Annotated in this window: 23 protein-coding genes; 14 read left to right on the top strand and 9 right to left on the bottom strand. The window is 65.8% G+C overall.

Going from position 1 to position 24339, the window contains the following annotated elements:
- Positions 1 to 119: 119 nt before the first annotated feature.
- The 3 genes from metG to QQ977_RS09285 all read left to right on the top strand — a co-directional run bounded on the left by metG (position 120) and on the right by QQ977_RS09285 (position 3495).
- Positions 120 to 2210 (top strand): methionine--tRNA ligase, encoded by a 2091-nt coding sequence (metG, locus tag QQ977_RS09295; protein WP_285925435.1) that lies wholly within the window; start codon positions 120 to 122, stop codon positions 2208 to 2210.
- Positions 2211 to 2220: 10 nt separating this feature from the next.
- The gene (locus QQ977_RS09290; RefSeq protein WP_285925434.1) at positions 2221 to 3135 is read left to right on the top strand and encodes an ATP-grasp domain-containing protein; all 915 of its coding nucleotides are present in this window, start codon (positions 2221 to 2223) and stop codon (positions 3133 to 3135) included.
- A gap of 93 nt (positions 3136 to 3228) precedes the next feature.
- The gene (locus tag QQ977_RS09285) at positions 3229 to 3495 is read left to right on the top strand and encodes an AbrB/MazE/SpoVT family DNA-binding domain-containing protein (RefSeq protein WP_285925433.1); all 267 of its coding nucleotides are present in this window, start codon (positions 3229 to 3231) and stop codon (positions 3493 to 3495) included.
- An 81-nt stretch (positions 3496 to 3576) separates the two neighbouring features.
- Here the strand turns inward: QQ977_RS09285 and QQ977_RS09280 are convergent, their stop codons facing one another.
- Positions 3577 to 4836 carry a transposase gene (locus tag QQ977_RS09280; RefSeq protein ID WP_345783328.1) on the bottom strand — a complete coding sequence of 420 codons (1260 nt, stop codon included), beginning with the start codon at positions 4834 to 4836 and terminating at the stop codon, positions 3577 to 3579.
- On the bottom strand, positions 4820 to 4963 hold the full coding sequence (locus tag QQ977_RS09275) for a hypothetical protein (RefSeq protein WP_285925431.1): 144 nt from the start codon (positions 4961 to 4963) through the stop codon (positions 4820 to 4822). The genes QQ977_RS09280 and QQ977_RS09275 overlap by 17 nt, the downstream gene beginning before the upstream one ends.
- A gap of 413 nt (positions 4964 to 5376) precedes the next feature.
- Between QQ977_RS09275 and nikB the strand changes: the two genes are divergently transcribed.
- The 5 genes from nikB (at position 5377) to QQ977_RS09250 (ending at position 12469) form a co-directional block, all read left to right on the top strand.
- Positions 5377 to 6318 carry a nickel ABC transporter permease gene (gene nikB / locus QQ977_RS09270; RefSeq protein ID WP_285928693.1) on the top strand — a complete coding sequence of 314 codons (942 nt, stop codon included), beginning with the start codon at positions 5377 to 5379 and terminating at the stop codon, positions 6316 to 6318.
- Positions 6315 to 7241 (top strand): nickel transporter permease, encoded by a 927-nt coding sequence (gene nikC, locus QQ977_RS09265; protein ID WP_285925430.1) that lies wholly within the window; start codon positions 6315 to 6317, stop codon positions 7239 to 7241. The genes nikB and nikC overlap by 4 nt, the downstream gene beginning before the upstream one ends.
- On the top strand, positions 7242 to 9389 hold the full coding sequence (locus QQ977_RS09260) for a dipeptide ABC transporter ATP-binding protein (RefSeq protein ID WP_285925429.1): 2148 nt from the start codon (positions 7242 to 7244) through the stop codon (positions 9387 to 9389).
- Between the two features lie 12 nt (positions 9390 to 9401).
- Entirely contained in the window at positions 9402 to 10937 is a 1536-nt protein-coding gene (locus QQ977_RS09255; RefSeq protein ID WP_285925428.1) for an ABC transporter substrate-binding protein, read from the top strand.
- 107 nt (positions 10938 to 11044) lie between these two features.
- Positions 11045 to 12469: a hypothetical protein gene (locus QQ977_RS09250; protein WP_285925427.1), complete on the top strand. Its 1425-nt coding sequence runs from the start codon at positions 11045 to 11047 to the stop codon at positions 12467 to 12469.
- 23 nt (positions 12470 to 12492) lie between these two features.
- Here QQ977_RS09250 and QQ977_RS09245 read toward each other — a convergent pair whose 3' ends face one another.
- The gene (locus QQ977_RS09245) at positions 12493 to 13170 is read right to left on the bottom strand and encodes a hypothetical protein (protein ID WP_285925426.1); all 678 of its coding nucleotides are present in this window, start codon (positions 13168 to 13170) and stop codon (positions 12493 to 12495) included.
- 65 nt (positions 13171 to 13235) lie between these two features.
- Positions 13236 to 13406 (bottom strand): hypothetical protein, encoded by a 171-nt coding sequence (locus QQ977_RS09240; RefSeq protein ID WP_285925425.1) that lies wholly within the window; start codon positions 13404 to 13406, stop codon positions 13236 to 13238.
- Positions 13407 to 13479: 73 nt separating this feature from the next.
- On the opposite strand from QQ977_RS09240, the gene pyk reads away from it, so the two are divergent.
- The 5 genes from pyk (at position 13480) to QQ977_RS09215 (ending at position 18261) form a co-directional block, all read left to right on the top strand.
- A complete protein-coding gene (gene pyk, locus QQ977_RS09235; protein WP_285925424.1) occupies positions 13480 to 15240 on the top strand; it encodes a pyruvate kinase in 1761 nt (586 codons plus the stop codon).
- Between the two features lie 72 nt (positions 15241 to 15312).
- On the top strand, positions 15313 to 15654 hold the full coding sequence (locus tag QQ977_RS09230; RefSeq protein ID WP_285925423.1) for a DUF7312 domain-containing protein: 342 nt from the start codon (positions 15313 to 15315) through the stop codon (positions 15652 to 15654).
- Between the two features lie 56 nt (positions 15655 to 15710).
- A complete protein-coding gene (locus tag QQ977_RS09225; protein ID WP_285925422.1) occupies positions 15711 to 16325 on the top strand; it encodes an NfeD family protein in 615 nt (204 codons plus the stop codon).
- A 79-nt stretch (positions 16326 to 16404) separates the two neighbouring features.
- On the top strand, positions 16405 to 17559 hold the full coding sequence (locus tag QQ977_RS09220) for an SPFH domain-containing protein (RefSeq protein ID WP_285925421.1): 1155 nt from the start codon (positions 16405 to 16407) through the stop codon (positions 17557 to 17559).
- Between the two features lie 84 nt (positions 17560 to 17643).
- Entirely contained in the window at positions 17644 to 18261 is a 618-nt protein-coding gene (locus QQ977_RS09215; protein ID WP_285925420.1) for a winged helix-turn-helix transcriptional regulator, read from the top strand.
- A 154-nt stretch (positions 18262 to 18415) separates the two neighbouring features.
- Here QQ977_RS09215 and fer read toward each other — a convergent pair whose 3' ends face one another.
- Positions 18416 to 18805 (bottom strand): ferredoxin Fer, encoded by a 390-nt coding sequence (gene fer / locus QQ977_RS09210; RefSeq protein WP_285925419.1) that lies wholly within the window; start codon positions 18803 to 18805, stop codon positions 18416 to 18418.
- A 224-nt stretch (positions 18806 to 19029) separates the two neighbouring features.
- Here fer and QQ977_RS09205 point away from each other — a divergent pair, with 224 nt between their 5' ends.
- The gene (locus tag QQ977_RS09205) at positions 19030 to 19911 is read left to right on the top strand and encodes a universal stress protein (RefSeq protein ID WP_285925418.1); all 882 of its coding nucleotides are present in this window, start codon (positions 19030 to 19032) and stop codon (positions 19909 to 19911) included.
- Here QQ977_RS09205 and QQ977_RS09200 read toward each other — a convergent pair.
- From QQ977_RS09200 to rtcA, 4 genes are all read right to left on the bottom strand, one after another.
- Positions 19908 to 21104 (bottom strand): threonine synthase, encoded by a 1197-nt coding sequence (locus tag QQ977_RS09200; protein ID WP_285925417.1) that lies wholly within the window; start codon positions 21102 to 21104, stop codon positions 19908 to 19910. The two genes, QQ977_RS09205 and QQ977_RS09200, sit on opposite strands and share 4 nt — an antisense overlap.
- 1 nt (position 21105) lies before the next feature.
- A complete protein-coding gene (locus tag QQ977_RS09195) occupies positions 21106 to 22065 on the bottom strand; it encodes a succinylglutamate desuccinylase/aspartoacylase family protein (protein WP_285925416.1) in 960 nt (319 codons plus the stop codon).
- A 76-nt stretch (positions 22066 to 22141) separates the two neighbouring features.
- Positions 22142 to 23095: a bifunctional 2-dehydro-3-deoxygluconokinase/2-dehydro-3-deoxygalactonokinase gene (kdgK1, locus tag QQ977_RS09190; RefSeq protein ID WP_285925415.1), complete on the bottom strand. Its 954-nt coding sequence runs from the start codon at positions 23093 to 23095 to the stop codon at positions 22142 to 22144.
- A 111-nt stretch (positions 23096 to 23206) separates the two neighbouring features.
- Entirely contained in the window at positions 23207 to 24232 is a 1026-nt protein-coding gene (rtcA, locus tag QQ977_RS09185; RefSeq protein WP_285925414.1) for an RNA 3'-terminal phosphate cyclase, read from the bottom strand.
- Positions 24233 to 24339 lie beyond the last annotated feature (107 nt).

Below are 24339 nucleotides of genomic sequence, written 5' to 3'. Positions count from 1 at the left end.
CTACGTGTTTTTCGGTGCGTTCGACACCGTCCTCGAGTCCGTCGCGTGCCGACGGGAACGGCGAGAGACGACGGAGCGAAACCGGCGGGTTTTACGCCCGCCACCCAGTTATCACGCGTATGAGCACCGACGAGTTCCCGACGGACCGTCCGGCGGTGGTGACCTGTGGGTTGCCCTACGCCAACGGCGACTTACACATCGGTCACCTCCGCGGATACATCGGCGCAGACGCATTCGACCGTGCGTTACGGACCCTCGGCCAGCAATCGGCCTACGTCTGTGGGTCGGACATGCACGGCACCCCCGTCGCCGTCAACGCCGAAAAAGAGGGCGTCGAGCCCGAGGAGTTCGCATTACGCTGGCACGAACAGTACGAGGAGACGTTTCCGCGGTTCAACGTCGAGTTCGACAACTACGGTCACACGCACGACGAGGCGAACACCGAGACGACCACAGAGATCGTCCGCACGTTAGACGAGGAGGGATACATCTACGAGAAAGAGATCCAGGTGGCGTACGATCCGGAAGCCGACCAGTACCTCCCCGACCGCTACGTCGAAGGGACCTGTCCGTACTGTGGCGCGAAAGCCCGCGGCGACGAGTGTGACGAGGGGTGTCAGCGACACCTCGAGCCGGGCGAAGTCGAGGACCCGCGCAGTTCGATCACGGGCAACCCCGCGGAGTACCGCGAGCGCGCCCACAAATTCTTCCGCGTCTCTGCGTTCGAAGAGTTCCTCACCGACTTCTTAGACGACCTCGAAGGTACCTCGAACGCCCGCAACCAGCCCCGCCAGTGGATCGAAGAGGGGCTGCAGGACTGGTGTATCACCCGCGATATGGACTGGGGGATCGATTATCCGGGTGAAGCCGACGACGACCTCGTGCTCTACGTCTGGGTCGACGCCCCGATCGAGTACATCTCCTCGACGAAACAGTACACCGACCGCGTCGGCGACGAGACCTACGACTGGGAGCAGGTCTGGAAAGGCGAGGGCGACATCGTCCACGTCATCGGCCGTGACATCATCCAGCACCACACGATCTTCTGGCCGGCGATGCTCGAGGGAGCGGGCTACAACACGCCACGGGCGGTCGCCGCAACCGGCTTCATCACGATCAACGGCAAGGGGCTCTCGACCAGCCGCAACCGGGCGATCTGGGCGACGGAGTATCTCGAGGAGGGCTTTCACCCCGACCTCCTGCGGTACTACCTGATGACCACCGGCGGCCTCCAGCAGGACGTCGACTTCTCCTGGGACGCCTTCCAGGAGACGGTCAACGGCGACCTCGTCGGCGTCGTCGGCAACTTCTGGTACCGGTCGCTGCTCTTTGCCTACCGGAACTACGAGGGAACGCCCGAGGTCGACGTCTCTTCGGACGTCGAAAGCCGCATCAACGGTGCGCTCGAGCAGTTCCGCGAGGCGGTCAACGACTACTCGCTGCGTGGCGTCGGGGCGGCAGCCACCGATCTCGCACGCTTTGGCAACGAGTACATCCAGCGCAACGAGCCCTGGAAGCTCACCGACGACGACCCCGAGGAGGCGGCCCAGGTCATCCGCGACTGCGTCCAGATCGCGAAAGCCGTCGGCGTCTTGCTTGACCCCATCGCCCCCGACAAGGCCCAGGCGCTGTGGGACCAGATCGGCGAGGACGGCGACGTCGCCGACGCCACCCTCGAGGACGCACTCGAGTCCCCGCCCCGGAGCTTCGACGAACCCGGCGAACTCTTCGCGAAGATCGAAGACGATCGCGTCGCCGAACTCAACGAGAAACTCGAACAGCGGGTCGCGGAGGCGGCCGACGACGAGGACGACGAAACCGAAAGCGACGACACCGACGCCGACGAACGCGAGGACGTGACAGCCACCGACGACCTCGAGCCCCTGCTCGAGGACCGCATCAGTTTCGAACAGTTCCAGGAACTCGACATCCGGGTCGGCCGGATCGAGGAGGCCGAGGGCATCGAGGGCGCAGACGACCTCGCCCGGCTGGAGGTCGACATCGGCCTCGAGAGCCGCCAGGTCGTCGCCGGCATCAAACAGCTGCACGACCTCGAGGAGCTTCCGGGGACGAAAGTAATCCTGCTGGCGAACATGGAGCCGGCCGAACTGTTCGGCGTCGAGTCCAACGGCATGATCCTCGCGGCGGGCGAGGAGGCGGACCTGCTGACGACCCACGACGACGCCGACCTCGGCGAGAAGATCAAGTGACGGCCGACGGATGACAGCTGACCAGCCCCGGGTCGGGATACTCACGAGCGAGGAGTACGCCGACCTGGCCGAGGACGGGCGGGCGATCGCCGCCGCACTCGAGGACCGCGGGGTCCGGGTCGAGCCGATCGTCTGGTCCGAGGTGGACACCCTCGCCGCCTACGACGCCGCCGTGGTTCGCTCCTGTTGGGACTACCACACCGACGCCGAGGCGTTTCTTTCCTTCCTCGAAGATCTCGAGGGAGCCGGCGTCGCCGTCTACAACCCACCCGCGGTGATCCGGTGGAACGCCCACAAGTCCTACTACCGAGAGCTCGCGGCCGCGGGCGTTCCCATTCCGTCGTCGGTATGCCTCGAGGCCGGGACAGAGACGTCACTCGAGTCGATCCTGCACGAACAGGGCTGGGCCGAGGCCGTGGTCAAACCCGCCGTCGGCGCGGGTTCGGCGGGCGTCTGGAAGACGTCACTCGAGGACGCCGCGGACGACCAGGAGCGGTTCGACGCCGCCTGTGCGGACGGTGACGTCGTGGTCCAGGCGTTTACCCCGGCGATCGAACGGGGCGAACGCTCGATCGTGTTCGTCCGCGGGGCGTACAGCCACGCCTGGAACGACCCCACAAAAGCCGACGACTTCAGCGACTTCGTGGAGCCGGAGCTCTCCTACGAGCCCGACGAGGGAGTTCTCGAGGTGGCCGAGTCGACACTCGAGACGGCCTGTGAGATCCTCGAGTGTCCTCCCGCGGATCTGCCCTACGCCCGCGTCGACTACGTCGAACGCGACGGGACGGTCTCTGTCATGGAACTGGAACTCATCGAGCCGTATCTCGGACTCGCTCGGGAGGAGGATGCCCTCGAGGGCTTTGTCGAGGCGTTTATTTCGCTGGTTCGGGACGACCTCGAGGACACTCGAGCGACCGAGGGATGAGCTTTCGCCTCGCTATCACTGTAAGATGGGTGGGAAATATACTAAATCTTCGGGAATACTTTTGAATCTTCCCGTACAACAGGTAATCATACCATGTCAAAGTCGACGGACGAACGGGGGCGGATCTACCTCCCCAAGGACGTCCGAGAGCGGTTCGGTGACCAGTATCGGATCGTCGAACTCCCGAGCCACGTCGCGCTCTTCCCCGTCGACGAGGACCCGCTAGAGGGACTCCAAGCTGCCGTTGGCGATGCATTTGTAGAGACGGAGGCCGACGAGTTGAAAGCGGACGCACGCGAGGGGATCTCCCGGGAGGTTCGAGAGGAATCTCAAGACCGATCTCGAGACGATGCGGAGTGAACTGTGTACGTCGAAACTGACTTTCTCGTGACATCCTCCTCGCCGTAAACGGCGAGGCTTCCCACGCATGGGGAATACCAGTCAGTCGTCGCTGGCAGAGGGTTCCGACTCTTCGTAGGCCGTGAGCGTCATCTGCGAGGGTGTCTCGCTCGTCTCACGGTGAGTCGTGGCGGTGTCACAACCGCGCCCATCCCGAGGCGAGTCATCGCGTTCCGCCTTGTCAAGCGGGACGCTCTCTCCCCACGGGTCAACCCGTCGTGCGATATTCGCGGAAGCGTTGATGTCGGCCTGAAACGTCGAAACGTGGCAGTCGTCGTGCGGACACCGGAACTCGGCTTGTGAATCCCGCCGACCGATGCGGTGGCACGAGTGGCACGTCTGCGAGGTGTACGCCGGATTCACGTACTCGACCGGGATGCCTGCTTCCGTCGCCTTGTCCTCGATGTGCCCTTGGAGTCGGGCGAACGCCCACGAGTGAAGGCGACGGTTCATGTACTTCCCGTAGTCGAGACGCTCACGGATGTACGTCAAGTCCTCCATCACCAACACCGGATTCTCGTACTGCTTGGCGTACTCGACGGCTTGCCGAGACGCCTTCTCCACGATGTCGGTGAGCGCGTTCTGGTAGTGCGAGAAGCGGTCTTCAATCCGCCACCCGGATGCGTCACGCTCTTGGAGGCGTTTCAGGGTCGTGTGCATCTCTTTGCGGAGATGTTTCGCTCTGCTTCCGCTACACACGAACGGGTCAGTCGGAGAACCGTCCTTGAGGGCACAGCCCGTGATGAGACCGGTTTCTCCGATATCTAAGCCGATGTGCGTGGCGTCACCGTCAGTCGCCGGTTCTTCAACTGAGTACTCGACGGTGACGTGCAGTACCCAGTTCTTCCGATGCTTCTGAAGGCGTATCTCGCCCGCCTTCGCGTCCTCCGAAACGAGGTCGTGCCAGAGGTCTTCCTGTTCGGGATTGATACGGAGCGGTATCCAGAAGTTCGTTCCCCGACCGGGACGAGGAACCCACCACGTGAACTCGTAGTCGCGTTCGGCGGAGTGGTCGAACTTGGCGGCTTGGTTGGTGAGCCGTATCGGGTGTTCGTCGTCCAACTCCTTGGCGTGGTACGTCTTGCGGAGTTTCGGGACGTAGTTGCAGAGGGCTGCTTTGGCCTGATACGGCAGGTCGTAGGGCGTCACGATGTCGCTCACCGCCGACATGGTACTTGCCCCGGCGTCAAACGCCTCTTGCAGACCGTCACGGTACGTTTCGAGGAGGTCGTTGAGTTTCGACTGCTTGTGGGCCGTCGGTGGGGCGAACGTCGCTTGAAGCGTCTTAGTTATCGTTGTCACTGGCGTCTAATCCCTTCTCGATTAGTTCAGCGTAGGCTCGAGGATGGCGGATGCCATTGTCACGGGCGTACTCTTTCACCCGTTCGTGGAGGTCGCCCCCCCGCTCCATATCGATTTCAGTTCGCACAATATTTTGTACGTTATTTTGGTACTAATAGCTTTCGTTCGGTATTCGGACTGCTGTAGACTGTGGATTGAGTAGTCGAGTGACGCGATTCACGCCCGCCGTGAACGGCGGGATTCTCTCGCTGTTTAAAGATAGCGACGAAGTTATTAAGAAGAACGTCTGAATTCATAACAGTGGGGAAACCGGAGTCACGAACGGCGTGACACCTCGAGGACGTCCACAGACCGAGCCTGCCGTCCGCCGAAATCCGAAGTTTTACAACCTAGGTTTCAATATTCAAACTCAGTTTTCATGGGTTGGAGGGTGCGTTCGAACGCGAGCGAACGAAGAGAGCAGCGGCGTCTCACGGCCTCGAAGAGCTCGACGGACGAGACCAGGTGTCCACGCCGTCGGTCGGGGCTGATCCGGTAGCCATGTTGCGCGCGCTCGTCGCCCGGCTGGGCTCGCTGACGATCGTGATGGCGGGCGTCTCGCTTATCACCTACGGGTTGATCTATCTCACCCCGGGCGATCCGGCCCATACGATCCTCCACGAGCGACGCGGGAGTCCACCATCCGAGGCCGAAGTCGCCGCGTTCCGGGCCGAACACGGCCTCGACGAGCCGTTCGTGGTCCAGTACGTCGGGTGGCTCACCGACGTCTTTCGGGGCGATCTCGGGACCTCCTACACCAGTTCCGAATCCGTGACGACGCTTCTCATCCAGCACCTCCCGAACACCGTAGAACTCGCGCTCGCGGCGATGGCCGTTTCGCTCGCGCTCGCGATCCCCGTCGGCGTGGTGAGTGCCGTCCACCAGGACACCTGGATCGACCGGACGAGCCAGTTCGCCGCCCTGCTTGGCGTCTCGATGCCGAACTTCTGGCTCGGCTACCTGCTGATCCTCCTCGTCTCGTTGCACCTCGGGCTCACTCCCACGTCGGGATCGGGCACACTCGCCCACCTCGTGCTACCGGCGGTCACCCTCGGCACCGGCCTGGCGGCGATCGTCACCCGACTCGTCCGGACGTCGATGCTCGAGGTCCTCGACACTGCCTACGTCGACACTGCCCGTTCGAAAGGCGTGCGCGAACGGCTCGTGGTGTCCAAACACGCCCTGCGAAATGCCCTGATCCCGGTCGTGACGATCGTCGGCCTCCAGTTCGGCTTCGTCCTCAGCGGCGCGGTCGTCGTGGAGGTCGTCTTCCAGCGACCCGGGCTCGGGACCCTGCTGGTGGACGCCGTCTTCGCCCGGGACTACCCGGTCGTACAGGGTGTCGTGCTCGTGACGGCCGTCGCGTTCGTGATTACGAACCAGCTGGTCGACCTGGCCTACGTCGCCCTCGATCCGCGGATCGAACGGGGTGAGCGCGCGTGAGCGAGCGCCACGCCAACGAATGCACGTGGCGGTCCCCGGACGCCGCCCTCGAGTGGCTCCGCGAGCGAACCCGCTCACAGTTCGCGTGGGCACTCCGGACGAACCCGGGGGTTCGCTTCGGCGGGACGCTCGTCTGCCTGCTCGCCGTCGTCGCCGTCTTCGGCCCACTCCTTTCCCCGTACGATCCGACGGCACAGGCACTCGAGGCCCGCCTCGAGGGGCCCTCGCTCGCTCACCCGCTCGGGACCGACGCGCTCGGGCGCGACGTGGCGACCCGGATCGTCCACGGTGCGCGGGTCTCGCTCGCGCTGGCGGTCGCCGCGACCGCCGTCCGCGTCGTCATCGGGACGACGATCGGGCTGCTCGCGGGCTACCTCGGCGGACTCGTCGACGCCGCGTTGATGCGGCTGGTCGACGTGCAACTTGCGTTCCCGGGCCTCGTGCTCGCACTCGTGATCGCGGGTGTTCTCGGGCCAAGCCTTCGGAACGTAACGCTCGCGCTCTCGGTCGTCGGCTGGGCCTCCTACGCACGCGTCGTGCGGGGGAACGTCCTCGAGGTGAAAGACCGGCCGTTCGTCGAGGCCGCCCGCCTCTATGGCACGCCGCGACGGCGGATCGCCCGGCGGCACCTGTTGCCGAACGTGATCAACCCCGTCGTGGTGCTGGCGACGATGAACCTCGGGACGATCGTGCTCACCGCCGCCGGCCTCTCCTTTCTCGGGCTGGGCGCACAGCCACCCACGCCCGAGTGGGGGACGATGATCGCGGGCGGGCGGGACTACTTGCGCTCGGCCCCGTGGCTCGTCACCGCGCCGGGGATCGCCATCATGGCCACCGTCATCGGCTTCAACGTCCTCGGCGACGGCCTGCGGAACGTCTTAGACCCCGACCACCTCGAGGAACGCGAACGGAGGCGGTCCTGAATGCGTCTGGACGTCTCGGACCTCCACGTCCGGTTTCGCACTCGTTCGGGCCCCGTCCACGCGGTCAACGGGGCCTCCTTTGCGGTCGATTCGGGCGAGATCGTCGGGCTAGTGGGCGAGAGCGGCTGTGGCAAATCCGTCACGGCCCGCTCGATCATTCGCCTCGAGGATCCGGGCGAGATCACAGGCGGCAGTATCGAGTTCGGCGGGACGGACCTGACGAGTGCCGACGACCGGACGCTCCAGCGGCTGCGCGGGCGCGAACTCGCGATGGTCTTCCAGGACCCCGAGACGACGCTCAACCCGACCTACACCGTCGGCGAGCAGATCGCCGAGGCGCTGCGGGTCCGTCGCGATCCCGACGACCAGCCGTTCCTCCGGGAACTGCTCGCTGGCGTGCGCTCACGGGTCGGTTCGAAGCGCACCCGGAAGCGAGTCCTCGAGTTACTCCGCGAGGTCGGCATCCCTCGTCCCGAAGAGCGGATCGACGACTACCCCCACCAGTTCAGCGGGGGCATGCGCCAGCGGGTGATGCTCGCGATCGCGCTCGCTCGTCGCCCCTCATTGTTGATCGCCGACGAGCCGACCACGGCACTCGATACGACCACGCAGGCGGCGATTTTAGAGCGACTCGCGACGCTCAACGACGAGTACGGGATGGGCCTCTTGCTCATCAGCCACGACCTGGACGTCGTCTCCCAGCTGTGTGACCGGATCGTCGTCATGTACGACGGGGTCGTCGTCGAGTCCGGGCCGACTCGAGAACTGCTCTCGAGGCCAGCCCACCCCTACACGAAGGCGTTGCTCGGCTGTCTCCCCGGCCGATCCGAACCGGGCGAGACGCTGCCGACGGTCGGCGGGAGCCCACCAGACGGCTCCCCGCCACCAGCCGGCTGTGTCTTCGCCGATCGGTGTCCGTTCGCCCGCGAGGGCTGTCGGGAGGGCGACCAGCCGGCTCTCGAGCTCGAGGGTGAACGAACCGTTCGCTGTGACGTGTCCGAGGCTCGAGGGGCCGACCTCGAGGCCATGCGTGAGGCCACGATCGCCGACGTAGCCGAGGGGCCTGACGCCGGGGGACGAAAGGCCGCTGTGGCGGTCGACGGCGGCGTCCAGGCGGACTCGTCGACGGCCCCCACGCCCGGCCCGTCCGGGAGCACCGTCGACCGACCCGTCCTCGAACTCGAGGGCGTCACCAAGTCCTTCCGTACCACCGACGCCGTGCTCGATCGGATTCTCGGAACGGACGAGCGGCTGACGGCGGTCGACGACGTCAGCCTCGAGCTCCGGGCCGGCGAGACGCTCGGACTGGTCGGCGAATCGGGCTGTGGGAAGTCGACGCTCGCCCGCGTGATCGCCGGCCTCGAGTCGCCGACCGCGGGTACGGTCAGGCTCGACGGCGAGGCGGTCGGCGACGTCGACTCGAGGCGGGACGACCAGCTCGCGGACGTCGGCGTCGTCTTCCAGAACCCGGGAACGAGTCTCAACCCGAAGCGAACGGTGGGGGAGTCACTCGCCGAACCGCTCCTCGAGGCCGGCTGGGGGGAGCGCCGTCGGAACGAGCGCGTCGAGGAGTTGCTCTCGCTGGTCGAACTCCCACCGGAGTTCGCCGACCGGTACCCCCGCCAGCTCTCGGGGGGACAGCTCCAGCGGGTGGCGATCGCCCGGGCGCTGGCCGTTTCCCCCGCCGTTTTGGTGCTCGACGAGCCGACGGCCGCCCTGGACGTCTCGGTCCAGGCGACCGTCCTCAACCTGCTCGCACGGCTCCAGGCCGAGCTCGATCTGGCGTACCTGTTCGTCTCCCACGACCTCGAGGTCGTCCGCCACGTCGCAGATCGCGTCGCGACGATGTACCTGGGTCGACTGCTGGAGGTCGGCCCGGCGAGCCAGGTGCTCTCGGAGCCGGCCCATCCCTACACGGCGGCGTTGCTCGAGGCGATCCCGGACGGGGAGGCAACGGCCGGCGGGGCCGGGCTGGCGGGCGAGCCGCCGAGCCCGACCGATCCGCCGTCGGGCTGTGCGTTCCACCCGCGGTGTCCGATGGCCGACGACGACTGCGCAACGAGCGAGCCGGCCTGGGAGACCGTCGGGGACGCCAGCTCCCGGTGTCACTACGCGGACGACTTCGCTGACGAACACGACGAGAACTAATCGATACTCACCATGACAGACGAAGCAGCCTTCACGATGGATCGACGCACCGCACTGAAAACCACCCTCGGCGCTGGCACGCTCGCGCTCGCGGGCTGTCTCGCCGGCGGCGACGAGGACGAGTTCCGCATCGGCTCGCCGTGGGACGTCGGCCGTGACCCGCTCGAGGACGGCCACGCGCTCAGGCGACTCGGTATCACCGAGGCGCTCGTGAGCGTCGATTACGACGCCGAACCCGCCCCGGGACTGGCGACCGACTGGGAGCGCGTCGAGGACACCCGCTGGGAGTTCTCGCTGCGCGAGGACGTCGTCTTCCACGACGGCGAGGAGCTCACGGCCGCCGTCGTCGTCGACTCCCTCGAGCGCACCGTCGAGTCGGAGGCGTTCGCCGGCGTGCCGATCACGGCGGTCGAAGCCGTCGACGACGCGACGGTCGCCGTCGAGACCGAGTCGGCCTTTGCTCCGCTGCCGGCCCACCTCTCCCGCCACGAGGCGGTCATCCTGAGCCCTGGCTCGTTCGAGGACGGCGAGCTCGTCGAGCCGATCGGTACCGGCCCGTTCGTCTTCGAGTCGATGCAGACGGGCGTAGAGCTCCGGGCGGTCAGGAGCGACGACTACTACGGCGAGACCCCGAATTTCGAGACCGTCCGCTACGAAGTCGTCGAGGACGACCAGACCCGCCGAATGACCCTCGAGAACGGCGAACTCGAGATGGCCCGCATCCTCCCCCAGGAGACCGTAAGCGACCTCGAGGAGACGGAGGGGATCGACGTATACACGCCGGAGATCCCCCGGATTCGCTTCCTGACCTTCGATACGACCACCGAACCGTTCGACGACCGGCGGGTGCGGCAGGCGGTGAACTATGCCGTCGACCGGCAGGAACTCACTGAATCCGTCCTCGAGGGCGTCGACGACTCCGCCGTCGGTCCCATCTCCCCGGAGATGACCGACTGGGCCGACCCCGACCTCGAGGAGTCGCTGTACGACCCCGACCGGGCCCGCCAGTTACTCGAGGATGTCGGCTGGACGACCGGTTCAGAGGAGGTCCGGACCCGCGACGGCGAAGAGTTCTCGATCGAGGTCGTCACCTTCAACGCCCGGAGCCTCCCGCTGATCGCCGAGGTGCTCCAGGGACAGCTCGCCGAGGTCGGCATCGACCTCGAGATCTCCGTCGTCGAGTACGGCACGATGCTCGATCAGGTCTCCCAGGACGCCTTCGACGCCTACCTCACCTCCTGGGGGACGCTGTGGTATCCCGACCCCGACCGGCTCGCCGACATGTTCCACTCCGAGGGAGACCTCCACCACGGCTACGAGAACGAGGGGGTCGACGCCTTGCTCGAGGAAGCCCGCGAACTCGAGGACCCCGAAGAACGAACGGAACGCTACCACGAGGTCCAGCGGACGGTGCTCGAGGACGCCCCGATCGCCGTCCTGACGAGTTACACGAACGTCGTCGCCACGGCTTCCGAGGTCAGCGGCTACGAACCGCACCCGACGGAGATCAGCTACGGACTCGAGACGGTTTCCCTCGACGCCGAGTGAGAGACAGCCACGGGGCGAGCCGAGTTACCCGGTCTGCCCGCGACCGCAGGATCCGAGCGGGATTGCGACGGTCGTTTTTTTAGTGGAACCTCGAGTAGCCACGGTCGATGACAGCGACATCTTTCGAGGACGTTCGCGCGACGGTCGGAGAGTGGGGAGTCGAGTTCGACGCGAGTGCGTACGCGGGCAGGCTGTCCGACGAGGAGTGGGAGCAGTCGGATCTGATCGTGACGACGTTTACGGAACTCGCCTACGAGTACGAGGACAGTCCACCGGCGGCGTGGAACGTTGACGTCCTCGAGCGCGTCTGTACCGAGCTCTACCCAGCGAAGATCAGCGCGGGCGAGGAGTTCTTCGCGAACGTCGCGCCGGTGCTCGAGGCCTTCTTCGCGTTCCTCGACGACCGCGGCTACCTCGAGAACGCGGACGAACTCGCCGATCGGGTGGCGGAACTCGACGACGAGATCCGCGAGGGTGCGGCCGACCCCGACAGCTGGGGACCGGCCAAGTCGATGGTGATGGAAGCCGCAGAAGAGCATGGCGTCAACGTCGGCGACCTCGACGTCGAGGAGGTCGAGAGTCTCCTCGAGGAATCCGGTGCGAACGAGATCGAACTCGATCCCGGCACGAGCCCACGAGTCCTCGAGAGCGAGAGCGCGGATCGGTTCCTCGAGCTGTACGGCCACTTGCTGGTGTACGTCAACGATCGCTTCGACGTCATCGAGGGGATCGACTCGCTCGCGGCTCTCGAGAGTCACTTCAGGGACGAGTTGCTCCCGCTCCGTGACACGCTCTACCGCGAGGACACGGCCGCACTCGTCGGGGCGTTCGTCGAGGAAAACCCTGCCGGTCTCGACGACGATGACCTCGAGCAGGTCGCGGCGTGGACTGACTACGAGAGCGGCGAGTTCGCCGTCGTCGAGCATCGCGACGAGGACGCCGTCTTTCTCGATCCCGAGGAACCGCGAGCGTACGCCGTGACGGCGGTCGCGATCCCGTTTACCGACCGGTGGAGCCAGGACGACCTTCCGACGACGGTGTCCGACGCCGCTTTGCTCCCGTTCGAGGGAGAGATCGTGACCGACGGCTGGTTCCGGCCCGACCTCATCGCGTCGATGGTGTGGGACGTGATGAACACCGACATCGAGGCCGCGTACGAGGAGGCGAAACACCGGTACGGGATCGCCGACTCGCTTCCCCCGTCGGGCGAGCCCGAACGGACCGACGCCGAACGGCTCCGGTTCTACACGAAAAACAGGGACAACCGCGAACGATACGCGGACGAGATCGCCGATCTCCGGGAGCGAAGCGAAGACCTCGAGCGGATCTACCACGAACAGGTCGGCAAGGCACGGGCGCGTAGCCTCGGCCGGCAGTTCCGCGAGTACGGGCTGGACGAGGCCCACGTCGCCATCTACGACGAACAGGTTGTCGCGACCGCGCCGACGGCGGATGACCTCCGGGAAACGCTCGAGGCGATCATGCCGGACGGGAAAGTCGATCACCCCTACGTCTATCACTACGATCCCTGAGCTCCCGGTCTCGAGCCGATCGGTCACCCCTCGAGGCGCGGGCCGGTCTCGGGGTTGCCGACGAAGATCGTCCTGGTGATCTCGCTCGCCTTCTCGAGGACGTCGGCGTCGCTGTCCTCGCGGTGGTATAGCGCCGTTTCACCGCCGACGGCGTCGACGAGGTACTCCCCGCCGCGATTCCCCCGGAGACAGAGGTGGATCGAGTCCGCGCCGACGTAGTCGCCGTTCTCGTCAACCGGCGTCGGGAACTCGGCCGGCGGCCGCTCGCCGATCCCGGCGACCGCGACGACCTCGAGCGGCGTTCGCCACCGGTAGAGCTTGACGTAGTCGCCGTCTCGAAACCACGATGGATCGCGGTCCCAGCCGAGCACCCGTACGGCCTGGCCGTCCCGGGATCGGTAGGATTTGGCGGCAAACCCGTCTTCGGTCAGTGCCGTCTCGAGGGTTTCGACGACGTCCGGTACGTGCCGGTAGTAGTAGTGGCTGTCGCCGATCTCTTCCTCGATGTCCGCCTGCTCCTCCGAGGCGACGCGGACGACGGCGTCCCCCTCGGACGGAACGAGCGCGTCCTGACGCGGCGCGACCGTGACGTACCAGTTGTCCTGTCCGAACTCGACGACGCCCGTTCCGACCGTCCGGTCGACGACGGTCTCGACGGCATCGACCAGCTCCTCGTGTACCGCCTTCTTGTCCGAACCCATCGGCAGAGGGTTGTGTCGCGACTCACATCGAAGTACCGGATCCGAGACGGCCGCCCGGGCGGCGGTCACTCGACGACCCACTGTCCCTGTGGCTGAAAGACGAGGTAGGCGTCGGCGTCCGAGGCGTCGTTCGGATGGGGCTTCCGGAGCGTCAGCTCGCCCATCGTCGACGGCGGGAGCGCGTCGTTCAGTTCTTCGACGAGGGTAACACAACGTGCAACGCTCGAGTGTGACATACGCATGCGTCAACCTGACTCGGCACCGAATCCCTCACCCACCTTTTTGCGCTCGTCGCCGCTACGTCCAGCCATGAGAAACGCGAAGATCGTCTGTACGCTCGGGCCGGCCTCGAGCGACAGGGAGACTATCGAGGCACTCGCCGACGCCGGGATGGCAGTCGCCAGGCTGAACGCGAGCCATGGGACGACCGCGGACCGGGCCGAGCTCTGCGAGCGCGTCCGTCGGGTCGACGAGACCCGGGCCGAACCGGTCGCGGTCATGCTCGACCTGCAAGGCCCCGAGATCCGGACGGCTCCACTGCCCGACGGCGAGACGGTTCGTCTCGAGAGCGACTCGACGATCCGGTTCGTCGAGGGCGAGCGAGCGACGCCAGATGAGATCGGGCTCTCGACGTCGATCGACGGCGTCGAACCCGGCGACCGAATGTTACTGTCCGACGGGCTGATCGAGACGACGGTCACCGACACCGAGGCCGACGGCGGCGTCCGCGCCCGCGTCGACAGCGGCGGCGAACTCGCCGGCCGACAGGGCGTCAACGTCCCGGGCGTCGACCTCGACCTCGAGGCCGTCACCGAGGCCGACCGCGCAGAACTCGAGTTCGCCGCTGACCACGATGTCGACTTCGTGGCGGCGAGTTTCGTCCGAGACGCCGAGGACGTCTACGCGGTCAGCGAGACGCTCGAAGAACAGGGCGTAGAGATTCCGGTCGTCGCGAAGATCGAACGATCCGGCGCGATCGAGAACATCGACGAGATCGTCGAGGCCGCCTACGGGACCATGGTCGCCCGCGGTGATCTCGGCGTGGAGTGTCCGCTCGAGGACGTCCCGGTGATCCAAAAGCGACTCATCCGTCTCTGTCGGGACGCGGGCGTGCCGGTGATCACGGCGACGGAGATGCTCGACTCGATGGTCGAATCCCCTCGGCCGACGCGAGCGGAGGCTTCGGACGTAGCAAACGCCGTTCTCGACGGCACCGACGCGGTGATGCTCTCGGCGGAGACCGCCGTCGGCGACCACCCGGTCGCGGTCGTCGAGGCGATGGACCGCATCGTCAAACAGGTCGAAGCCTCGAGCGAGTACGACGAGGCGCTCGAACAGTGGGTCCCGGAACCGGGCGAGGCCCGGACGGGCGCGCTGGCGCGGGCTGCCCGATATCTCGCACACGACGTCGCGGCCGACGCCGTCGTCGTGGCGACCGACTCCGGGTACACGGCGTTGAAGACCGCGAAGTACCGACCGACAGTCCCCGTGGTCGCATCGACACCGAACGACGAGATTCGCCGTCGACTCGCGCTCTCGTGGGGGATCACGCCGCTGTACGCCGACGTGGCCGACCAAAGCGCCGACGCCGTCATCGAGCGGGCGGTCCAGTCGGCACTCGACGCTGGTATCGCCGACAGCGGCGACACCGTCGTCGTCCTCTGTGGCATGATGACTCACCTCGAGGGCGCGAACACGACGAACATGCTGAAAGTCCACGTCGCCGCCGAGGAGCTCGCGACTGGCCGGCCGGTCGTCGAGGGACGAGTCTCGGGATCGATCGTTCACGTCTCCGACGGCGACCTCTCGGACGTCCCCGACGGTGCGATCCTCGCGCTAGCCCCGTCGTTCGACGACCAGTTCGACGGCGACCTCTCGAAGATTGCAGGTATCGTCGACCCTCAGCGCGGCATGACGGGATATCCGGCGCTTATCGCTCGCGAGCTGGAGGTTCCCATGGTAAGCGGCGTAGATCTCTCGGAGCTCGAGGCGGGGACGGCTGTGACGATCGACGCCGAACGAGGCGTCGTCTACGACGGCATCCTCGAGCGATCGGTGACCACAAGCTGACTCGGCAGACGTCCGTTCGTCGGACCGTCGGTAGACGGCGGGTTTTTGCGTGACGGGACACTACAGAGTCACATGGCAGGAGATGCGTCCGGGTCGGACGAGGGACGAAACGGCGGTCGGGCCGACCCCGACGGGCCGACAGCGGACTCGAGTATCCGAGAGCCCGTGGATCCGTCGCCGACCGACGCCGGCAAGTCCGCTCGCGATCGATTCGACGACGACGACGACACCGACCGGTTTCCGGTCGATCTCGAGGACGACACGGACGACGAAGCGGACGATGCCGTCGGTCCCGAGCCGAACTCCGCGGTCGTCGAACCGGGGGACCCGAGCCTCGAGAACGCGCTGTTCGTGTTGCTCGGGGCGATCGCGATGACGGTCGTGCTGGTTCGGGTCCTGTTTCTCGTGGTGTGAGACTGGTTTTCCTCGCTCTGTAAACACTTAATCGGGGCGAGACCCTAGTCCGATCCATGCTTGAGCTGCTCTTCGACAACGTGCCGCTCGTGTTGCTGGCGGCAGGACTCGTGCTCATGGCGCTCGAGGCCGTCTCTCCCGGCGCACACTTCATCGTCGTCGGCGTCGCGCTGATCGGTGCGGGCGCGATCGGACTCCTGTTTCCGCCGGCCGCCGCGCCGCTTGTCCTCGCGGGGCTCGCACTCGTCTTCGGCGTCGGTGCGGCCTGGGTCTACCGGGAGTTCGACTTCTACGGCGGCAAAGGCCAGGCCCAGACGAGTGACTCGAGTTCGCTGCCGGGCCGGACCGGGTACGTCACCGACACCGTCACGCCTCGAAGCGGCGAGATAAAGCTCGACGACGGCGGCTTCAACCCGTACTACAGCGCGCGGACGACCGCCGACGTCGGCGAGATCGAGGAAGAAACCGAGGTGATCGTCCTCGACCCCGGCGGCGGAAACGTCCTCACCGTCGTTCCCTTCGGCGCGCTCGAGGAAGACGAGATCGATCGCGCGCTCGCTCGGGAGACGACAGGAGAGACGGACGAGGAGCGGTCGACGGAGACGGGCCAAGAACGCACGGACTCGACCGACGACGATCGCACGACCGAAACTGAATCGGAACGAACGTGACGGCCGACCTGCCGTCACGAGAGAATACCTGTCTGGAACCCACGGGAACGTTTTTCACCTCACCGCCGTAAGCCACAGTATGGCCCTCGAAACTATCGTACTGCAAGCCGACGCCGGAACGATCGGGTTGCTCATCGGTGCGTTGGTTCTCATCGTGGTGCTCGCCGCGTTGTTCAGCGCCATCGAGATCGTTGACGCCTACGAGAAGCGCGCGTTGACGGTGCTCGGCGAGTACCGGAAGATGCTCGAGCCGGGGATCAGCTTCGTGCCGCCGTTCGTCTCGAAGACGTACCGCTTCGACATGCGGACCCAGACGTTAGACGTCCCCCGACAGGAAGCGATCACGCGGGACAACTCGCCGGTGACCGCCGACGCCGTCGTCTACATCAAGGTGATGGATCCGAAGAAGGCGTTTCTGGAGGTCGACGACTACAAACGCGCCGTCTCGAACCTCGCCCAGACGACGCTGCGTGCCGTGTTGGGTGATATGGAACTCGACGATACGCTCAACAAACGCCAGGAGATCAACGCCAAGATCCGCAAGGAACTCGACGAGCCGACAGACGAGTGGGGGATCCGCGTCGAGTCGGTCGAGGTCCGGGAGGTCAACCCCTCGCGGGACGTCCAGCAGGCGATGGAACAACAGACCTCCGCCGAGCGCAAACGGCGTGCCATGATTCTCGAGGCACAGGGTGAACGACGCAGCGAAATCGAGAAAGCCGAAGGTGACAAACAGAGTCAGATCATCCGCGCCCAGGGTGAGAAACAGAGCCAGATCTTAGAAGCCCAGGGTGATTCCATCTCGACCGTGCTGCGTGCTCGCTCCGCCGAATCGATGGGCGAACGCGCCGTCATCGACAAGGGGATGGAAACGCTCGAGGAGATCGGCAAGGGCGAATCGACGACGTTCGTCCTGCCACAGGAGCTGTCCTCGCTGGTCGGCCGGTACGGCAAACACCTCACCGGCAGCGACGTCAAAGAAGACGGCGACCAGCTCGAGAGCCTCGAGTTCGACGATGAGACTCGCGAACTGATCGGCTTAGACGACATCGCCGAGATCATCGGCGAAATCGACGAAGAAGCCGAGATGAACCTCGAGGAGATGGAACAGCAGGCACAGGCGATCAAGGAGGGACGCGATCCGAAAGACATCTCCGACCCCGACGAGGTCATCGAGGAGATGGACCAGGAGTTCAAAAGCGACGGCGGGAACGAGTCGACGAAGAACACCTAGAACGACCAGACACTCACGGTTCGGAGAACGAGACGGAGCGAAACGCGTTTTAGGCCTCGTCGCGTTTCGGTCCGTAGGTAACGCATGGAAACGAACGACGGCGTCGACGAGGAAAAACGGGCGACGTTGCGCCGATTCGCCGCCCTCGGTGCCGTTGCACCCCTCGTCGGCTTCTCGGAGTCGGCCACGGCCGAGACGGGCGACAGCGACGCTCGAGACGCCATCGTCGGCTACCTCTCGACGACGCCCGGTGCACACTTCTCGAAGGTCAGAGACGACCTCCAGCTCGGGACCGGCGAGACCCAACATCACATCCGCCAGCTCGAGGAGCGTGGTGCCGTCGAACGCTACAGCGACGGCGATTACAAGCGGTTCGTCCCCGCCGGTCGCTTCGACGACTTCGAGAAGACGGCACTCGGCTACCTCCGGCGGGAAACGCCGCGGGGGATGCTGGTCGAACTCCTCCGGGATCCGGACGCGACTGCGGGCGAGCTCGCCGATGCCCTCGAGGTCTCGGCCCCGACCGTGAGCAAGTACGCAGGCGAACTCGAGGAGGCGGGGCTGCTCTCGCGAGAGGACGGCTACGCGGTCGAACGTCCCGAGACTGTACTCGTGTTGCTCGTTCGGTACGCCGACTCCTTCGGAGAGGGTGCGACCGAGCTGGCCACGGAAGCCGACTCGCTTGTCACGTACTCGGGCTGACGACACCTCGAATCGAATCCAGTGCTTGGAGTGTCGCGTCTACTAAGAATTCGAACGCGAGTGCAAACGCTCGGTGGAGACGCGGCTACGTGAGTGCCGTCAAAAACGGTTCCCCAATGTGGGGTCGTGTCAAATCGGGTCGTTCTGCCGGCGTCTAGATGACGCGGTTCTGGAGGTAGTCGAGGTGTTTCGCGTTGTAGACGATCTTGACCTCGTCGGCGACGGGGTGGCCGATACAGGTCAGTCGAACCTGTCGTTCCTCGACTTCCTCGTCCGAGAGGATCTGTTGCATGTCCATCTCGATCTCACCTTCTTTCACGATGGATGCACAGTTCGCACACGCGCCGGCACGACACGAGAACGGCCAGTCATAGCCCTGAGCCTCGGCGGCCTCGAGGATGTACTCGCCTTCGGCGACATCGAGGGTGCCGTAATCCTCATCGCCGAGGCCGGCGTCGGCAGCCTTCTCGAAGAGGTCGTCGTCGTCCATCTCCCAGCCCTGGTCGTCTAGCACTTCGTAGTTGAGGTATTCTACCGTGGGCATCGTGTGCCGATTCGATGGCCGGACTGGTATAGCTTGCTGTTCCGATTTTGATTATATATCGTGATCGAGAGAGTGTCGTCGTCGGCTATGAATCGACCGATCCGGTCGTCTCGGTCCGGAAGCCAGCGACGGCGAGTTCGGATTCGGCGGTTCTTTTATTGATACGCTCGCCGAACTGCGATCGAACCGGCACACAGCTGCCGGAGACGGAGACACACGACACGATGCCATCGAACGTTCTCGTTCCCATCGACGGTTCCGAGCAGGCCATAGCCGGCCTCGAGTACTGTTTCGCGTCGTTTCCGGACGCGACGATCACCGCGTTGTACGTCGTCGATCCCGGCTACGACAACTACGCGAGCGTCGGCGAGCGCGAATCGATCGAGGATCGGGCACAAGCGGCCGCCGATCGGATCCTGGATCGGGCACGGACGCGAGCCGACGACCGCGGCCACGAGCTCGAGACTGCGGTCAGAACGGGCTCGCCCCAGACCGAGATCTTAGAACACGTCGTCGCCGAAGACGTCGACCACGTCGTCATGGGGAGCCACGGCGAGTCGCCGATCACGCGGCCGTTTCTCGGCCACGTCAGCGAGGCCGTCGTCCGGCGTGCGCCCGTCTCGACGAGCGTCGTCTCCGAGCCGCCGGCCGATCTCACACAGCGGGACCTGCCCGGACGGATCCTCGTCCCGGTCGACGGCTCCGAACAGGCGGATGCCGCACTCGAGTACGCCCTCGAGGCGTTTCCCGACGCCACGATTGCGGTCGTCCACGTCGTCGACCTGCCGTTCGAGACGGGCCACGACGAGGTCGGTGGCACTTACCTCGAGTCGATCCGCGACGAGTTCGACGAACGCGCAGACGAGATCCTCGCCTCGGCGGAGACCATCGCCGACGAGCAGGGTCGATCGGTCGAGACGGCGAGCATCTACGGCGATCCAAAGAGCGAGATCGTCGAGTACGCCCTCGAGGCCGAGTGCGATCAGATCGTCATGGGTGGACACGGGCGCTCGCTGGCCGCCCGGCTCGTAACCGGGACGGTCGCGGAGACGGTGACGCGACGATCGTCGATCACGGTGACGCTCGTCCGGGGACGGCCCGACTAGAGGGTCTTCAGTCCACTGCCGGTCAGCGGGACGACGACGTCGTCGTCTTCGGCGAGCGCTCCCCGTTCGCGATAGGCCCTGAGCGCGGCGGGTGCGACCGCACAGGTCGGCTCGACGTAGAAACCGTTGCGGTGGAGTCGATCGAGTTCGGTCTCGAGACGGTCCTCTCCAAGCGCGACGGCGTCGCCGTCGGTCGCGTCGATCGCCTCGTGGATCTGCGCCTCGCGAGCGGGATCGCGGATCTGAATGCCGTCTGCGAGGTCGTTGACCGTGGGTTCGTCGTCGCGTTTCGAGAGTCCGAACCCGACGTCGGTAGCGGAGTCGAGATCGGACGGTACGTCGTCGACCGTACCGCCGTACTCGTCGGCGATGGGAGCGTAGCCGGCGGCCTGTGCCCCGAGCAGTCGGGGCATCTCGGAGACGATCCCAGCCTCGTTCAAAAGCGAGAAGCCGCGGTAGGCCCCGAGAAAGAGCGTACCGTGACCGATCGGCAACACGACGGCGTCGGGGACGGTCCAACCGCGTTGGGCGGCGACCTCGAGAGCGAACGTCATCGTCCCGGCGTAGAACGCGGGGTTCCAGGCGTGGCTCGCGTACCAGCCCTCGCCGGACTGTCGTGGAGGGGCGGTATCTCCGTCCCCATCGCCCTCGACCGCCTCGAGACAGGCCGCCGTGACGTCCGCTCGACTTCCCTCGATCCGGACCGGACGTGCGCCAGCACGCTGGATCGTCACCAGTTTCGACTGGGAGACGTCCGCCGGCACGTAGATCTCGGCGTCGAGCCCCGCCCGGGCGGCGTAGGTCGCGATCGACGAGCCGGCGTTGCCCGAAGAGTCCTCGATGACCGTCTCGACGCCGAGGGAGACGGCCCGTGAGAGCGTCGTCGTCGCCCCGCGGTCCTTGAACGACCCCGTCGGGAAGACGTACTCGAGTTTGAACGCGGCGTTCCACTCGGGTGCGTCGACAAGCGGCGTAAAGCCCTCGTTGTACGTGACGTGTGGCTCGATCGGAATGAACTCGAAGAACGTCCACAGGCCGGCGCTCGTATCGAGTCGTGAGAGCGGACGCGGCGTCCCACTCGGGAGGGGCCGGTCAGCGAACTCGAGGGCGTGACCACAGCCACACCGCCAGGGTTCGTCCGCCCCCGCGTCGTACGTCGTCTCACAGGCGGGACAGTACAGATCGGTGGCCATCCTAGATGGTGTCGACGTTGGTCCCGACCGAGCAGACGTACTCGCCAGTCGCGACCTGGGGTAATCGACGCGATCGCCAGAGGATACCGTCGCTGTCCGCCGTCACCGTCGTCTTCGGATCACCAAACGGCGTCGTCACCTCGAAGAGAGCTTCGCCGGCGCTGACCTCGTCACCGAGGTCTTTGTGCAAGGTGACGAGCCCACCCGCCGGCGCACCGTACTGCTCGAAGCCGGAGGCTCGGGTCTGGGGCTCGGGGTCGAGTTCGCCCTCGAGGAAACCGTAGTACGTGAGTACGTTGAACACGCCCTGGACGCCGATGCGGATGCTCCGTTCGTCCCAGCCGACGCAGCCGCCGAGTTCGGGATCGATCGTCGGGATCCCCTCGTCCGGGGCGGCCCGGGCGAGTTGGCCGTCCGGTCCCTTCTGGTCGAGGACGTGTCCACAGCCGAAGACCTTCGCGAGTTCGAGACACCGGTCGTGCAGCCGGTGGCGCGTGCCACAGCGGACGCGGGCCTCGTTTATCATCCGGCTCGTCGAGGCCTGGTGGAGATCGAGCGCGAGATCCGCTCGCGTCGCCACGTCGAACGTCACAGCCGCGATGCGTTCGCTCGAGGTCCCGCTCTCGTCGCCGGGGTAGGCGCGGTTCATCTTCGTGTCGTCGATCGGGTTCCGGTGTTCGGCGACCTGGAAGGCGTGGTAGTTGACGATCCCTACGACGAGGATCGTTCCCGCGAGTTCGGCGGGGTCGATCTGGGGGACGAATCGTCGGACGACGCCGAGACCGTTCAGTTCGTCGCCGTCGCTTACCGCCTGCACGTAGAGGGTCTTCCCCGGCTTCGTGCCGTTGATCACGGCGACGGGAAGCCCGATCGGGCTGCCGTCGCGGGTCTCGCCGACCTCGAGCCGCCCCGTATCGCGTTCCCCCGGGGCTGCGCTCGCCGTTCCGAGCGTCGTCGTCATATGCCCGACGAAGACCCCGCTTGCCTTTACTGATTCGGTACCGGCCGACGCGAACGGCACGGGGAAGGCGATGGCCTCACCGATCGATCAGCACGTTCCGTTCCGAGAGGATATTCTCGACGTCAGACGCCGTGACGAGCGCGACGTCGCCCGGAAGCGTTCGCTTGAGTGCCGCCGTCGCGGCTCCGTACTCGAGTGCGCGTCCGACGTCGTCACCGGCGAGTCGACGGGCCAGAAACGCGCCGGTGAAGGCGTCGCCTGAGCCGACCGGGTTGACCGTCTCCGCCTCGTAGGCGTCCTGGTCGTGAACGACGTTGTCGTGCCAGGCGAGTGCGCCGCGTTCGCCCTGGGTGACGATCACCGTCTCGAGATCGTACTGCGATCCCAGCTGGTGGGCGAGCTGTCGCGGATCGCCCTCGTACTCGAGAATCGTCTCCGCATCCCGCGCGGCGATGACGAGAACGTCGAGGCCGGGAAACAGCGTCGTCAGCGTCTCTCTGGCTTTCGCGGGCGACCAAAGTTTCTCCCGATAGTTGACGTCCATCGCCGTCGTCGTCCCCGCGTTCCGGGCCGTTTTCAGCATCGTGAGCGTCGTCTCCCGGAGCGTCTCAGAGAGGGCGGGCGTAATCCCCGAGGTGAAGAAGATCCCGGCGTCTTTGATCAGGCCGGCGTCGAACTCCGTCGGCTCGGCCGTCGTGACTGCAGCGTCCTCGCGATCGTAGATGACAGTCGTCCCGCGGGGGCTGGTGCCGGTCTCGAGGTAGTAGACGCCCTGTCGTCCCGTCTGACTCCAGACGACTTCCGTATCGATGCCGTACTGCTCGAGCTCGCCGACGACGCGTCGGCCAAGCGGCGAGTCGGGGAGTTTCGAGAGCCACGTCGCGTCCGCGCCGAGTCGGTTCGCGGCGACGGCGACGTTGCTCTCTGCGCCGGCAGCGTGAACGTCGAACGCACTCGTCGACTCGATGCGTTCGTTCCCCGGCGGGGAGAGGCGTAACATCGTCTCGCCGAAGGTGACGAGATCGGTCACGGCGACCACCCAGAGGACCAGGACAGCCGGACGGCGACCGTTCGGATCACGATCATGATTCGAACAAGAACAGGCTGGGGTATAAGCGTCGCCGTTTCTCCCACACGTCTGTCACTCGGGGCGGTCGCGAGCGACGACCGTCGTCTCGTCCTCGAGGCCGACGTCGTACTCGAACGACGCGAGCAACTCGAGACTCGTCTCGACGTGATCGGTGATCGCCGGCACCGTTAGACGACCGCCTGCGAGCGCGAGAAAGACGAGCAGCTGGTCGCCCATGTGTCGATCGACCGGCGCGTCGCCCTCGAGAAAGCGGTTCGCGGCGTCGGCCACGTCCTCACCGACGCGTTCGGCGGGTTTTCCCCGCTCGCCGAGCGCCGTAAAACCGGCCCGGGTTCGTCCGCCCTCGATGACGACCACGAGCGCCGAGCCCGGGCAGTCGCTTGCGGCCGTCGTCTCGACGCGGTCGCGAACCTCGAGGCCGTACTCGTCGGTCGCAAGTCGCTCGAGTGCGCCCTCGGTCTGCCGTTTCGCGACGTCGCTGTCCTCGAGGGCGTTCGCTTCGGTCGAGTACACCCGGACGGCCTCGAGTTCGTCGCGCTCCTCGAGTTCGATCGGCGCGAGCGACGACGGCGAGAGGTGCAGCGTCGCCTCGCCGCCGCCGGCGGGGTAGAAGCCGCGGCGTTCGAGTTCGACCTCGGCCTCGATGCCGTAGCGAGCGAGAAGCGGGAGTGTGACGTATCGGACGTAATCCAGCGGTGGCGACCACTTCACGTCCGTCCCGCCGGTGACCGTCACCGACAGCGGGGTATCGAGTCGCGTCGCGAGCGGCACGAGTGTCTGGAACAACAGCGTGATACTGCCCGCGGTACCGATGTCGACCGCGTACTCGCCGCCGGGAATCGAGCCGGGGTCGGGCTCGAACGTGATCGCCTCCGCGCCGACCTCCGCACCCGTGACGTCCGCGTCACAGACTGACGCCATCGTCTCGAGCGCCGCGAGGTGTTGAGGTCGCAGCCCCGGCGTCGAGCGGTTTCCGCGGACGTTTTCGATCCGGACCGGGTCGTCCTCGAGGGCAGCGAGTGCGAGCGCCGACCTGACGAACTGTCCACCCGCCTCAGAGCCATCCAGTTCTCGCATAGGTGATCGTCGTGCTCGAGGACCGTATATCGGTCGTCCACGACGGTGGCAATCGGTTGGGTGGAGACGGTCGTACGTATCGCTTCCCTCCGTCATCGTTTTCCCCC

The sequence above is a fragment of the Natrialbaceae archaeon AArc-T1-2 genome (assembly GCF_030273315.1).
Taxonomy (GTDB): Archaea; Halobacteriota; Halobacteria; order Halobacteriales; family Natrialbaceae; genus Tc-Br11-E2g1.
The sequence above is the reverse complement of the archived record's forward strand: the minus strand, read 5'-3'. Positions and strand labels throughout refer to the sequence as shown.